Source organism: Sanguibacter suaedae (assembly GCF_016342785.1).
Lineage (GTDB): Bacteria > Actinomycetota > Actinomycetes > Actinomycetales > Cellulomonadaceae > Sanguibacter > Sanguibacter suaedae.
Genome location: NZ_JAEINH010000018.1, coordinates 18,140 through 31,419, shown reverse-complemented (window position 1 = coordinate 31,419; position 13,280 = coordinate 18,140). Strand labels below are relative to the sequence as shown.

Sequence of the window (13,280 nt, the reverse complement as noted above, 5' to 3'; positions counted from 1 at the left end):
CGCTTCTGCGTCATCACCGACTCGTCCTCCTGCCCGGTCATGGGCGTCGCGATCTCCCCGGGTGCCACGGCGTTCACCGTGATGCCGTGGTCCGCGAGCTCGATCGCCGCAGTCCTCACCAGCAGACCCAGGCCGCCCTTCGCCGCGCAGTACGGCGCGGCCCCCACCCGGGGTGCGTGCTCGTGGACGCTGGTGATCGCCACCACGCGACCGCCCTGCCCGCCGGCCACCATGTGGCGTGCCGAGGCCTGCATGCAGACGAACGCACCGTCGAGGTCCACCGACACGACCTCGCGCCACGCCTCCAGCGTGAGGTCGAGGAACGGCGTGGCGGTCCCCGTGCCCGAGCTCAGCACGATCGCGTCCACCCCGCCCATCACCCCGGCGAGGTCGTCGACCACCACCGCGCCGGCCGCAGGGTCCACGAGGTCCAGGTGGCGCACGTGCGCCGTCGCACCCGCCGCCTCCACCTCGCGCGCGGCGTCCTGTGCGCCCGTCTCGTCCGTGTGCCACGTGAGGGCCACCTGCACGCCGGGGGCGGCCAGAGCGACCGCGCACGCCTTGCCGATCCCGGAGTCGCCCCCGGTGACGATGACCCGCTGGGGCGGGCGCTGGGTGTCGGCCGGGGGAGCGGGAGTCGTCTCGTCGGTCATCACAGTCTCCTTCAGGTGTGGTGCGTGTCACTCTCGTGGATACGCTGACCGGGTGCCTCCCGCAACCGCACCAGGCCTCAGCCCCACGCGATACTGGTGGGCATGCCCCGCACCCCAGGACAGACGCCCAACGCCCCGGAACCTGTCGTCGACACCGAGATCCGTGACCACGACTTCGGTGGGGCTGACCTCTCGGGCGCCGAGTACGTGCGCGTCCGCTTCGTCGGGTGCGACCTCACCGAGATCACCACGACGTCCGCGCGGTTCACCGACTGCACGTTCGTCGACTGCCGCCTCAACGCCTCGACCCACACGAGCACCGCGTTCGTCAGCTGCACCTTCCGGGGGTGCAACCTCTTCGACGCGACCTTCACCGGGTGCAAGGCCATCGGATCGGTGTTCGACCGTTGCGACTACAGGCTGCTCACCATCAGCGGCGGCGACTGGTCGTTCGTCGGGCTCGCCGGTGCGGACCTGCGGAAGGCCACCATCACAGGGGCCCGCATGCGCGAGGCCGACCTCACCGGGACCGACCTCACCCAGGCCACCGTGCGCGACGTCGACCTCTCCGGCGCGACCCTCCGCAAGGCGAACCTCGCCGGCGCCGACCTGCGCGGGTCAGACCTCGGCTCCGTCGACCCGCTCGCCACGACCCTGCGCGGCGCGGTCGTCGACCCCGGGCAGGCCGTCGTGCTCGTGGAGTCCATGGGGCTCGACGTCCGCTAGGTGCACCCCGGCCACGACGTCCGCGTAGTGGCCCATCAGCTCGTCGCACACCCGTGCCCACGTGCGGCCCTCCACGGCGGCGCGCGCAGCGCGCCCGAACGCCTGCCGCTTGCGCGCGTCACCCACGAGGTCCACCACGTGCGACCGCAGGCCCACGAGGTCCCCCGGGGCGTACAACCACCCGGTGCGGCTGGGGTCGACGAGGTCCACCGGGCCGCCCCGCGCCGGTGCGACCACCGGCACGCCGCTCGCGTGCGCCTCCTGCAGGGTCTGCCCGAAGGTCTCCAGCTCCCCGGTGTGCACGAACACGTCGAGGCTCGCCATGACGGAGTGCAGCGCCGCACCGGACAGCTGCCCGGTGAACACCGCCCCGGGCAGGAGCCGCTCGAGGTCCCCGCGGGCCGGCCCGTCGCCCACCACCACCAGGCGGACACCGGGCACGTCGGCGAGGACCGCGAGGTCCTGCACCTGCTTCTCCGGTGCCAGCCTCCCCACGTACCCGACGACCACCTCCCCGCCCGGTGCGACGGCCGCCCGCCACGCGGCGTCCCTGCGCTCGGGGGAGAAGCCCGCCACGTCGACACCGCGCCCCCAGCGACGCACCCGGGGCACGCGGTGCGCCGCGAGCTGCGCGCACGCCGCGGACGACGGGGCGAGGGTCAGCGCGGCCCTCTCGTGGACCCGCCGCACGTGCGACCACAGCAGGGGTTCGAGGCCCGGTGCGGAGTACCGGTGCGCGTACGCCGGCACGTCCGTCTGGTAGACGGCCACGCAGGGCACGTCCAGGGCCTGCGCGGCACGGGCCCCGCGGGCACCGAGGACGAAGGGGGAGGCGAGGTGCACGACGTCGGGGCGGAAGTCCCGCAGCTCCCGCACCAGGCGTGCGGGGGAGCCCGCAGCGACGCGCACGTCCGGGTAGCCCGGCAGGGCGACGGCGGGCACCCGCACCACGCGCACACCGTCCGGGACGAATCCAGGGCTTCCGTCGCGGCTCGTCCCCGCGGGCGGTGCGACGCTACGGGTTGCCGCCTGGGGTTCGGGTGCGACCACCAGGACCTCGTGGCGCACGCCTGTGAGGCGCAACGCCTCGACGTGCTCCAGGACGCGGAGCACGGTGCCGGTGACACCGTTGACGGACGGCAGGAAAGACTCGGCGACGATCGCGATCCTCACACGCACAGACCATCACGCCAGGGGACCGCACGGCCCAACGGCGACCGTCGGGCCGGTGAACACCCGTCGTCGGATCACGTCCGAGCGTGCCGGGCGTCTGCTCAGTGCTTGGAGGGGAGCCCGGGGACCTCGCGGTTCTCGGTGACCTGGCGGGCGATCTCCACGAGCTTGACGTTGGAGTCCTGCGAGACGCGGCTCAGCACGGAGAACGCCTGGGCGGCCGACACCCCGAACCGTTCCATCATGATGCCCTGCGCCTGCCCGATGAGGTTGCGGCTGTGCAGCGCCGAGTGCAGCTCGTCGCTGGTGCGCGCGCCCTGGAGAGCGACCACGGCGATGGTGCCGAACATGGCGGCCACGGGGTGCGCGGACCGCGGGAAGGCGTGCGGCTCGGTGGAGTACAGGTTGAGAGCACCGTGCTTGGTGGCCGACGTGTAGAGCTGGACGCAGAGCATGCTCCGCACACCGAGCTCCTTCACCGCCCAGGGCGCCCACCGGGGCCAGCGCGGGTCCTGCGCCAGGTCGTCCGACCACACGAGCTCCGCCTCACGGATGGCGTCGAGGCACGGGCCCTCGTCGAGCTCGTACTGCTTGACGTCTCCGCGCTCCACGAGCGGATCGCTCTGCGCGGCGGTGGTCACGGACGTGCGGCCCGTCATGAGGGACACCCCCGCGGCCTCGCAGCCCTCCACGAGGGCGACGGCCTGCTGGACGGCGTGCTCGAGGGTCTGCTCCAGCCCCGGTTGCTCGGCGAGGCTGCGCGCGGCAGCGGCCACCCGGTCGACGATCAGCGCGTCGTCGACAGACGTGATCTTGCCCACGCCGAGGTCGATGATGTCCGGAAGGACGAGAGGGTCCCCCCCGGTCGTCGTCTCGACGGTACGGGTGCTGTCTGTGCTGGTCATCTCGCGGTCTCCTCAGATCTGCACGGACGCCGGAGCGGGCTCCCGCTGTTCTCCGCGATGCCGGACGCGGCAGGAAAGGGGCAAGCCCGCGGTACCCCCACACTATTGCGCTTCGGCGGTCTGGGCGCGCCGGACGACCGCTGCCCGGCGATCCCGCTTTGCGCCCCGCGAACCGGCGACGTATGGTCCCGTCTGGGTCTAGCAGCAGGTCCGTGCGGTTCGCGTCGAAGGAGTAGAGGATGCCGCGCGCGACGGACAGCTCTGAGCTGCTCGCCCAGGCCACGGCGCTGACCGTGGGCCGATTCACGATCGACCTGTCCACGGGCCTCGTGGAGTGGACCGACGGGATGTTCCACATCCACGGCTTCCGGACCGGTGAGGTCCGCCCCACCCTCGAGCTCGTGCTCGCGCACAAGCACCCCGAGGACCGTGCTCGTATCACGGCGCAGCTCGACACCGTGCGGGCGTCCGGGGGGATGCTCACGTCCCTCCACCGGGTCGTGGCGGCCGACGGGGCGGTGCGCACGGTCGTCGTGGTGGGGGAGGGTCTGCGAGGGGCCGATGGCCAGGTGGACCGGATCACCGGGTACATGGCGGACCTCACCGAGACCCACCGCGACGTCGTCGACACCGAGGTGCGGGCGGCCGTGGTCGCGTTCCGTGAGCACGCGGCCACCATCGAGCAGGCCAAGGGCATCCTCATGGAGGTCCACGGGGTGAGCGACGACGACGCCTTCGACCTCCTGCGCTGGCACTCCAACTCGACGAACACCAAGCTGACATCCCTGTCCCAGCGCCTGGTGCGCTACGCAGACCGTCGCAACGGATTCCTACCGGAGACGACCGAGCCGGGTGACGACGCCCGCACGGCGCGTCACGACCGTCGGGTCGAGAAGCTCCTGCCTTCCCCGACAACGAGGGGCGCGGGGTGCCTCGACGTGACCTGGCGGACCATGTGGGACGCCGACATCCGCATCACCGGTCCGCTGGAGGAGTGTGCCGAGGCGCTCGACCAGTGCGTCCAGGCCCTGACCCTCGGGGCGGACGAGGTCCGGACCGTCCACCTCGACCTGGCCGCGGTGCCAGGCACGGAGACCGCGACCACGGCGCTCCGCAGCGCCGTCACGGCCCTCCACCGGGGCGGGATCACCGTCCACGTCAGCGGCTGGGACCGCTCCGCGCTGGCGCGGCCGGTGGAGTCCCGGCGCTAGGTGCTCGACCGCCTGCGGGCAGCACCGTCGATGACCGCGCGGGCTGCCGCCGTCATCGTGATCCCCTCGCGGTGCGCGAGGTCGAGGAGGTGCTCGTAGGCGTCGCCCATCTCGAGGTCCTCGTCATAGGCGAGCACACCCTTGGCCTGCTCGGCCACCACGCGCCCCTCGAGGACGTGGTGGACCCTCGCCGTCAGGTCGTCCTGGTCCCGAGGCGACGACTGCACCACCGCGAGGGTGACGATGTCCGCGAAGGTGCGCGCCAGCTGGCGCTGCTCGTCGTCCCAGGTGACCCCGTGCGCGGTGAAGACGTTCAGGCCGCCGATGGGCCGCCCCTGCACGACGAGCGGGAGGGCGTACACGGACGAGTACCCGGCCTCGACGATCGCCGGACCGACGGTGGGCCACGTCTCCAGGATGGCGTCCGCACCCACCCGCACGACGTCGACACCGTCGTTCACTCAGTCGACGCACGGCCCCTCGTCCACCTGCGACTGGAACACCTCGAGCTCGGTCACCGCGTGGGACGTGGCGCTCAGGAGCTCCAACGGTTCCCCGGAGACCCCGAGGAGGATCCCCATCGCCGCTGCGTCGAGCGACGCGCTCGCACGGCGCAGGTGGCGGGCCAGCAGGTCGGTGATGTCATGGTCACCCAGCATCTCGGAGGTGATGTCCGCGAGCACGTGGGCAGCCGTCGGCGCCGTCATCGGTCCTCACTCCAGTCCTGGTTCGTCGAGTCGGTGAAGTTCAGGCTGCGGTCGAGCACCGCGGCAGCGATGTCGTCGAGCGAGACCGAGCTGGCGTAGGCGTGCGCGCGCAGCAGCGCGAGCGCGTCCTGGGGACCCGTCCCCAGCTGCGCCACGACCATGCCCGTCGCCTGGTGGACCCGCGCCCGGTCCACCCAGGCGCTGCGCCCCACCTGGGCTGCGACATCGCCGTCCTGCAGCAGCGCCGCGCCCACGGCGTCGGCGAGGAACTGCATGTCCTCGTGCGTCGCGCTGCTCCCACCGTGCTCGTCGCCCTGCGTGTAGAGGCTGAGGACCCCGAGGGTCGTGGTCCCCGGGCGCATGGGTATGGCGTGCACCACGACGCGTCCCAGAGCGTCCAGCACCGCACCGGCGAGCATCGGCCACCGGTCGTCGCTGTCCACCCGGGACACGACGATCCTCCCCGACGACAGCGAGAGAGCGCCCGGCCCTTCGCCGAGGACCTCCTGAAGGTCCTCCAGGCGCGCACCCGTCGGATCCGTGGCGCACACAGGTATGACGTTCGCACCCGTCGAGGAGAGCGTGATCATGGCACCGTCCCCACCGAGGACGTCCACGCTCGCTCGGCACAGCCGCGCCACGAGCGGCTCCTCGGCCTGGCTGCGCGCGACCACATGGGCCAGGCGCGCCAGGACATCAGCCTTGTCGGTCATCAGACACCTCGGTTCAGGACGTCCTGCAACCGTACGCCGAGAGTCCCAGGACGCACCTACGCCTCGAGAGCCACGCCACGGCGCTCCGGCAGACCCAGCACACCGAGCGCCGCCACGAGGAACGCCGCCGCGAACACCCCGAACACCAGCCCCGTCCCCCCGGCCGACGACAACGCCGGCACCGTCAACGGCGCGATGATCGACGCGATCCGCCCGAACCCCGCCGCCCACCCCGACCCAGTGCCCCGCACCGACGTCGGGTACATCTCCGGCGTGATCGCGTACAACGCCCCCCACGCACCGAGGTTGAAGAACGACAACGCCATCCCCGCCGCGAGGACCGTCGCCACCGACCCCGCGTTCGCGAACAGCCCCGCCGACACCGCAGACCCCACGAGGAACACCCCGAGCGTCGACCGCCGCCCCCACCGCTCGATGAGCACCGCCGCCACCGCGTACCCAGGAAGCTGCGCCAGCGTGATGATCAACGTGTACTCGAACGACTTCACCATCGAGAACCCCGACGCGTGCAACAACGTCGGCAACCAGATGAACGCCCCGTAGTATGCGAAGCTCACACCGAACCACACCACCCACAGGCTCGCCGTCCGCACCCGCAAGGCCGGCGACCACACACCCGCGAAGCCCCGCACCGGGGCGCTCGCGGTCGCGTCCGTCGCGCTCGGTGCTGTCGTCGTGCCGTCCGCCGGGGGAGCGACCGCACGCCCCTGCTCGGCGGACCTCTCGAAGCGCCGCACCGTCTCCTCGGCCTCCGCGTCACGCCCCACGGACTCCAGGAACCGCACCGACTCCGGCAGCGCGCGGCGGATCACCACCGAGTACACGGCGGGCACGGCCCCCAGGGCCAGCGCCCACCGCCACCCGTCGGCGCCCCGCGGCACCACGAGATACCCGATGACGGCCGCCGCGAGCCACCCGACGGCCCAGAACGCCTCGAGGATCACGACCATGCGCCCACGCACCCGAGCGGGGGCGAACTCGCTCACCAGGGTCGATGCGACCGGGAGCTCCGCCCCCAGGCCCAGACCGACCACGAACCGCGTCACCAGGAGCGCACCCAAGGACCACGACAGCGCCGATGCACCCGTCGCCAGGCCGTACACCAGGAGCGTCAGCGCGAAGACGTTGCGCCGGCCCACGCGGTCCGCGAGCAACCCACCCAGGGTCGCCCCCAGCGCCATCCCGAGGAACCCCACGGACGCCACCCACGACACCTCACCCTGGGACAACCCCCAGTGCACCGTCAGGCTCGTCATGACGAACGAGATCAGGCCCACGTCCATGGCGTCCAGCGCCCACCCGGCGCCCGACCCCACGAGGAGACGACGGTGCTCCTTCGTCACCGGCAACGCGTCCAGACGCTGCGAACGGCTCTGCGTCATGTGGTCCTTCCCGTCCGCGCACCCTGCGCGGCGCCGGGACAACCCTAGTGCGCGCGCCCGCTCAGGACCCGAAGCCCGCCAGGCGCCGCACCGAGACCTCCAGGTCCTCCGCCTCGCCCGTCTTCGCCAGCCCGGGGTTCACGTTCGCGGACGCCGGCAACGACCTCGCCGGGTCTTCTACCGGCGCGCCCTGGGGGAGGGGGACCATCGTCTCCACCGTGACGAACCGCCCGCCCAGCTGCGGGACGTCCACCGACCCCACACCCGTCGACCCCGTCGTCGCCAGCTGCACCGCCGCCCACGGCAGGTTCACACCCGTGAGCTGCGACGCGTACAAGCCACCCGACGGACGCGTGTTCACCTCGAGGAGCGCCAGCTCACCCCGCCACCACCGCAGCTGCGTGTTCGACAGGTACGCCAGCTGGTAGGAGTCCACCACGCGTCGCGCGATCTCCACCGCCTCCGGGCGGTGCGCCTCGAACGTCCGCTGCCGCCCGGCCTTCGCACGCGGCAGCGCCGCCAACGTCTCACCGAACGCCGTCGACAAGCAGTCCACGCTGATCTCCGGCGACGCCATGTACGGCAGCACCATGAACCGCGGCACCTCACGCCCCGCGTCCTCGGCCGCTCTCATCGCCGACAGCACGTCGTCCAACCGGACACGGTGCGCAGGGGCAGCCAGCAGGTCGTCCAACGAGAACGCCCGGTCGTCGACCACGCGGAAACCCTCACCGCCCACACCCACCACCGGCTTGATGCACACCGCCTCGCCCGGCTCCAGCTCCGCACGCAACGACGCGTACGCCTCCGCCATCTCCTGCGCGCCCCGCGCAGTCCGCCACGGAGGCACCGGAAGACCCAGCGCCGACGCCGACGAGTACGTCGCGTCCTTGTCGTCGAGCAACGCGATCGACGCCGCAGGAGACACCAGCACCCGCACACCCACCGCCTCGAACTCCTCCACCCGCTGCGCGATCCCCAGGACACCACGGCCGGGCAGGAGCACGTCGATCCGGTTCGTCACGCAGTACTCGAGGACCCAGTCCACGTACGCGTCACCCGACACCGACGGCTCCGCACCGCTCACGTCAGCAGCCTGCAGCACAGGGGACGTCGGATCCGTGTGCGTCGCGAACAACCTCACGTCCACACCGTCAGGGTTCGACCGCAGCATCTGCAGGAACCAGTAGTTCGTGGCGTACGTCCGGTTGAGCCAGATGTTCAGTGTCAACGGTCCCTGCTTGGCATGAGAGAGGGGAGGGGGAAGCGCGCAGGTACGGCGCTGAACCGTGCACGCAGGCGCAACACTACTCGTCATCCACGCCAACGGAAGGGGCCCGGGCGTACCAGTTCTCACCCGCTCACACCAGCCGCCGCGCCGAGCCCCCCTCACCTCACCGAGCCCCCAGCTGGTCCTCGAACGACACCAGCCCGGCGAACGGATCCACCTCGCGCACCCGAGGCCCACGCTGCGCCAGAACCGCCGCCAGCTCCTCACCCGCACGCTCCACCCGCGACGCCAGATCACCACCCACCGACCCCGCAGCACCCCAGTCCTCCGACGCCGCGAACACCCCAGTCGGCACCACCACCGCACGCAGGTACGCGAACATCGGCCGCACCGCGTGCTCCAGCACCAACGAATGGCGAGCGGACCCCGCCGTCGCCCCCATGAGCACCGGCACACCCACCAGGGCCTTCGAGTCCAGCACGTCGAAGAACGACTTGAACAACCCCGACGACGACGCCGTGAACACCGGCGTCACCGCCACCAGGGCATCAGCACCCTCCACCGCCGCGACCACCGGCTCCAGACGCGGACCGGCGAAACCCGTGAGCATCGCATCCATCACGTCGTGCGCCACGTCCCGCAGCTCCACGACCTCCACCTCCACCGACAACCCACGCGCACCCGCCGCACCGGACACCGCCGACACCAGACGATCCGCCAACAACCGCGACGACGACGGCCGCCCCAGCCCCGCCGACACCACGACCACCCGACGCACGTCCTCAGACACCCGCATACCGTCCACCACGACCGACCTCCTCAGACTCCTCGACCACACCCACGGACCCACCTCCGTGCACCCGCAACAACCTCGCGCACAGCTCCTCCAACGTCGCCAGCTCCGACGCGTCCAACGCAGCCCCCAGATGCTCCGATATCGACCGCGCATGCCGACGACCCACCACCCGCTGCACCCGCAACCCCTCGGCCGTCAGCGACACCACCGTGCCCCGACGATCCCGCGGATCCGGCCCCCGCACCACGAACCCCTTGCCCTCCAACCGTTCCACCATCCGGCTCAACGACGGCTGACTCAGCAGCACCCCCTCGTTGAGCACGTGCAACCGCACACCCACCCCCACACCCGACAGGCTCAACGTGTACAGCACGTCGTACTCACGCACCGACAACGGCAACCACACGTCCTCCGCCGCGAACCGCCGCATGAGCACCGACTGCGCCCGCGACAGCACCTCCCACGCACGCACCGCCCCCACGTCCACGCTCATCGCCCACCACCAGCGCCCGCAGCACCGACGGCCGCGTCCGACGAGCCCTCCGCCGCGGCGCTCGCAGCCTGCGCGACGAGGGAGGCGTGCGTCGGTGCGTCGGGCACGTGCGCGGGCCGTCCGACGGCCATCTCCTTGCGCAGCACGGGGACGACCTCCTCGCCGAGGATGTCGAGCTGCTCGAGGACGGTCTTCAGCGGCAGCCCGGCGTGGTCCATGAGGAACAGCTGGCGCTGGTAGTCACCGACGTGGTCGCGCATGGCGGCGTACCGGTCGATGACCTCCTGCGGGCTGCCGACGGTGAGCGGCGTCTGTGCCGTGAAGTCCTCCATGGACGGCCCGTGCCCGTAGACGGGGGCGTTGTCGAAGTAGGGGCGGAACTCGCGCCTGGCGTCCTGGGAGCTCTTCCGCATGAACACCTGGCCGCCGAGCCCGACGATCGCCTGGTCGGCGGGACCGTGCCCGTGGTGCTCGAACCTCTGGCGGTACAGGGCCACCATCTGCCGGGTGTGGCTCAGGGGCCAGAAGATGTTGTTGTGGAAGTACCCGTCGCCGTAGTAGGCGGCCTGCTCCGCGATCTCGGGCGTCCTGATGGACCCGTGCCACACGAAGGGCGGCACGCCGTCGAGCGGGCGCGGCGTCGCGGTGAAGCCCTGCAGGGGAGTGCGGAACCGCCCCTCCCAGTCCACGACCTCCTCGCGCCACAGCCGGTGCAGGAGCGCGTAGTTCTCGACAGCCAGGGCCACGCCCTGCCGGATGTCCTTGCCGAACCAGGGGTACACGGGGCCGGTGTTGCCGCGGCCCATCATGAGGTCGGTCCGCCCGTCGGTGAGGTGCTGGAGCGTCGCGTAGTCCTCGGCGATCTTCACCGGGTCGTTCGTCGTGATCAGGGTCGTCGCCGTGGAGAGCAGGATCCGGGAGGTCCGGGCTCCGATGTACGCGAGCGTCGTGGTGGGGGAGGAGGGGACGAACGGGGGGTTGTGGTGCTCCCCGGTGGCGAAGACGTCGAGGCCCACCTCCTCGGCCTTCAGCGCGATCTGGACGGTCGCCTTGATGCGCTCGTGCTCGGTGGGGGTGCGGCCGGTGGTGGGGTCGGGGGTGACGTCCCCGACGGTGAAGATTCCGAACTGCATGGCGTCCAGCTCCTGACGAGATCGATGCAACTGCATGAGTTCAACCTTCAACCATCGAGGTCGGCATTCTGTTCCCGCACACCATCCCTCCTCGACGATCCGCACTCCTCAAGAAATAAATAGTGTGCCAAGCGCTGCATACACTCTGGAACACTCACCTCATGCAGTCCAAGACCCAAGAACCAGCAGGGACGAACAGATACCCACGGCCGCCCGTGACGCGTGACGAGGCGGAGTGGGTGTGGCGCGAGCTCGCGGGGGAGGCGATGCGTGAGGGCGCGAAGCCCGAGATGGTGCGGCTGGCCGTCATCGTCGGCCTGAGCAGGGCGACGGGCGCCCGCTACGGGGACCTGCTGCGCTGCACGGTCGACTCGTTCGGACCGGACGCGGAGAGCGTCGTCGTCCACCACGGCAAGCACCGCACGCGCAAGGAGCACCTGCTGGACGACGGGGCTGCCGTCGTGGTGCGCCGGTGGTTCCAGGTCCGTGAGGAGCTGTGCGCCGAGCTCGAGGGGTCGGTGCCCAGGGCGCTCCTGCTCACCGTGCACCACACGCACGACAACGGGACCACCGTGATCGCCGGTCTGCCCATCACCCGGCAGGGGCTGGTCCTGTCCTGGCGGCGTTTCATCCACCGCACCAACGCTCGGTACGCAGGTTTCCGGATGCCTCTGCCCACCCGGTTCGAGCAGGTCCGGCGGGCCTGGTGGGACGGGACGGACGACGACGGCCGGGGCGACTGACGCGGCCGTGCAGGCTCAGCGCGGGGGAACGGCCCCGGGCACGTCGCCGGGGAGGTCCACGACGGCGCTGCCGCACCGGACGACGTCGAGCGTGCCGGCGCTCCATGCCGCGACGGCACCGTCGAGGACGTCGACCCGGTCGGGCGGGACCAGGAGAGTGAGGACCGCGCTCGTGCCGTACTCGACGTCGACCAGGACCGAGCGGTGCGTGCCTGCCCAGTCGCGGACGGCGCTCTCGACGCGCCCGACGTCCTCGTAGGGGACGTCCACGAGGACACGTTCCATGAGCGCGCGGTGGACCGCGGGCGTGCGGTCCAGGGCGTCGGCGACCGCACCCGAGTACGCGCGGACGAGCCCGCCCGCACCGAGGAGAACACCACCGAAGTAGCGGGACACGACCGCCACGACGTCCGTGACCGACCGGTGCCGGAGGACCTCGAGCATGGGTATCCCGGCCGTGCCTGCCGGTTCTCCGTCGTCCGACGAGCGCTGCTGGTCCGCGTCCGTCCCGACGACGAGCGCCACGCAGTGGTGGCGGGCGTCCCACCGGTCCTTGCGGACGCGGGCGATCACCGCGTCCGCCTCCGCGACGCTCGCCACGTGCTCGAGGTGCGTCAGGAACCGGGACTTCTTGACGACGGTCGTGTGCTCGGACGCACCGGCGACCGTGGAGGGCAAAGATGGGACGGGGCCGGAAGGGGAGGTGGACATCGGGACGAGCCTACCGACCCGGGTGGGCCGCATCGGTGGGCGCGTCCCGTGCACGACGACGCCCCCACCGGGCGTGCGCTCGGTGGGGGCGTCGTCGTGCGTTGCGTCGCTCGCTACTCGGTCGCCTTGTCGGCCGCGCCGCGCTCCGTGGTGGCGCCGGCGGTGCTCAGCTCGCCACCGCTGGACTCGAGGTGCGCACGGACGAACCAGTGGAACAGCTCGAGCTCGTGGAGGTGACCGATGAGCAGGTCGTTGGTGACGTCGTCGAGCTCCTCGACGTCCTCGGCGGCCTTGCGGTGGTCGGTGATGACGCCCTGGTACACCTCGTCGAGGGCACCGAGGTGGGCGATCGCGGTCTCGCGACCCAGGGAGTAGTCGTCCCAGGTGCGTGCCTCGACGATGGCGCCCGGGGTACCGGTCGGGGCGACGCCGAGGGTCGCGATGCGCTCCGCGATGACGTCGACCATGGCGCGCACGGCGTCCACCTGGGGGTCGATCATCTCGTGGACGGCGATGAAGTGGGGGCCGACGACGTTCCAGTGGATGTGCTTGAGCGTCAGGGCCAGGTCGTTCAGGGCGTGCAGGCGCAGCTGCAGGATCTGCGCCACCTGAGCGCCTTCCTCGGGCGTGAGGGACGGGACCGTGTACTTGGGCAGCTGCTTACGGGTTGCCATGCGCACTC

General features: G+C 71.5%; 16 protein-coding genes. 3 read left to right on the top strand and 13 right to left on the bottom strand.

Translation table 11 applies throughout. The annotated features are described in order from the left end of the window. The coding region (locus JAV76_RS14295) for an SDR family oxidoreductase (protein ID WP_198734749.1) at positions 1-653 on the bottom strand (653 nt) is incomplete at its 3' end. Between the two features lie 102 nt (positions 654-755). On the opposite strand from JAV76_RS14295, the gene JAV76_RS14290 reads away from it, so the two are divergent. Beyond that, a complete protein-coding gene (locus JAV76_RS14290) occupies positions 756-1,379 on the top strand; it encodes a pentapeptide repeat-containing protein (protein ID WP_198734748.1) in 624 nt (207 codons plus the stop codon). Here the strand turns inward: JAV76_RS14290 and JAV76_RS14285 are convergent. After that, a complete protein-coding gene (locus JAV76_RS14285) occupies positions 1,272-2,552 on the bottom strand; it encodes a glycosyltransferase family 4 protein (protein ID WP_198734747.1) in 1,281 nt (426 codons plus the stop codon). The genes JAV76_RS14290 and JAV76_RS14285 overlap by 108 nt on opposite strands. 101 nt (positions 2,553-2,653) lie before the next feature. Further along, a complete protein-coding gene (locus JAV76_RS14280; RefSeq protein WP_198734746.1) occupies positions 2,654-3,457 on the bottom strand; it encodes a GAF and ANTAR domain-containing protein in 804 nt (267 codons plus the stop codon). A 239-nt stretch (positions 3,458-3,696) separates the two neighbouring features. Between JAV76_RS14280 and JAV76_RS14275 the strand changes: the two genes are divergently transcribed. Continuing rightward, positions 3,697-4,668, top strand: coding sequence for an ANTAR domain-containing protein (locus JAV76_RS14275; protein WP_198734745.1), 972 nt, complete (start codon positions 3,697-3,699; stop codon positions 4,666-4,668). Here JAV76_RS14275 and JAV76_RS15305 read toward each other — a convergent pair. From JAV76_RS15305 to JAV76_RS14235, 8 genes are all read right to left on the bottom strand, one after another. Continuing rightward, on the bottom strand, positions 4,665-5,129 hold the full coding sequence (locus tag JAV76_RS15305) for a GAF and ANTAR domain-containing protein (protein WP_198734744.1): 465 nt from the start codon (positions 5,127-5,129) through the stop codon (positions 4,665-4,667). The two genes, JAV76_RS14275 and JAV76_RS15305, sit on opposite strands and share 4 nt — an antisense overlap. Further along, positions 5,130-5,375 carry a hypothetical protein gene (locus JAV76_RS14265; protein WP_198734743.1) on the bottom strand — a complete coding sequence of 82 codons (246 nt, stop codon included), beginning with the start codon at positions 5,373-5,375 and terminating at the stop codon, positions 5,130-5,132. After that, positions 5,372-6,088 (bottom strand): ANTAR domain-containing protein, encoded by a 717-nt coding sequence (locus JAV76_RS14260; protein WP_198734742.1) that lies wholly within the window; start codon positions 6,086-6,088, stop codon positions 5,372-5,374. Before JAV76_RS14260 ends, JAV76_RS14265 begins: the two co-directional genes overlap by 4 nt. Positions 6,089-6,144: 56 nt before the next feature. After that, positions 6,145-7,491 (bottom strand): MFS transporter, encoded by a 1,347-nt coding sequence (locus JAV76_RS14255; RefSeq protein ID WP_198734741.1) that lies wholly within the window; start codon positions 7,489-7,491, stop codon positions 6,145-6,147. 61 nt (positions 7,492-7,552) lie between these two features. Continuing rightward, on the bottom strand, positions 7,553-8,722 hold the full coding sequence (locus JAV76_RS14250) for an ATP-grasp domain-containing protein (RefSeq protein WP_198734740.1): 1,170 nt from the start codon (positions 8,720-8,722) through the stop codon (positions 7,553-7,555). 163 nt (positions 8,723-8,885) lie between these two features. Next, positions 8,886-9,518, bottom strand: a complete 633-nt coding sequence (locus tag JAV76_RS14245; protein ID WP_198734753.1) for an FMN reductase — start codon at positions 9,516-9,518, stop codon at positions 8,886-8,888. After that, the gene (locus JAV76_RS14240) at positions 9,505-10,011 is read right to left on the bottom strand and encodes a MarR family winged helix-turn-helix transcriptional regulator (protein ID WP_198734739.1); all 507 of its coding nucleotides are present in this window, start codon (positions 10,009-10,011) and stop codon (positions 9,505-9,507) included. Before JAV76_RS14240 ends, JAV76_RS14245 begins: the two co-directional genes overlap by 14 nt. Beyond that, on the bottom strand, positions 10,008-11,144 hold the full coding sequence (locus tag JAV76_RS14235) for an LLM class flavin-dependent oxidoreductase (RefSeq protein ID WP_198734752.1): 1,137 nt from the start codon (positions 11,142-11,144) through the stop codon (positions 10,008-10,010). Before JAV76_RS14235 ends, JAV76_RS14240 begins: the two co-directional genes overlap by 4 nt. Positions 11,145-11,305: 161 nt before the next feature. On the opposite strand from JAV76_RS14235, the gene JAV76_RS14230 reads away from it, so the two are divergent. Continuing rightward, entirely contained in the window at positions 11,306-11,887 is a 582-nt protein-coding gene (locus JAV76_RS14230; RefSeq protein ID WP_230402346.1) for a site-specific integrase, read from the top strand. Positions 11,888-11,902: 15 nt separating this feature from the next. Here JAV76_RS14230 and JAV76_RS14225 read toward each other — a convergent pair whose 3' ends face one another. Next, positions 11,903-12,598, bottom strand: coding sequence for an IMPACT family protein (locus JAV76_RS14225; RefSeq protein WP_198734738.1), 696 nt, complete (start codon positions 12,596-12,598; stop codon positions 11,903-11,905). A 113-nt stretch (positions 12,599-12,711) separates the two neighbouring features. Next, positions 12,712-13,272: a Dps family protein gene (locus tag JAV76_RS14220; protein WP_198734737.1), complete on the bottom strand. Its 561-nt coding sequence runs from the start codon at positions 13,270-13,272 to the stop codon at positions 12,712-12,714. Positions 13,273-13,280: the final 8 nt, after the last annotated feature.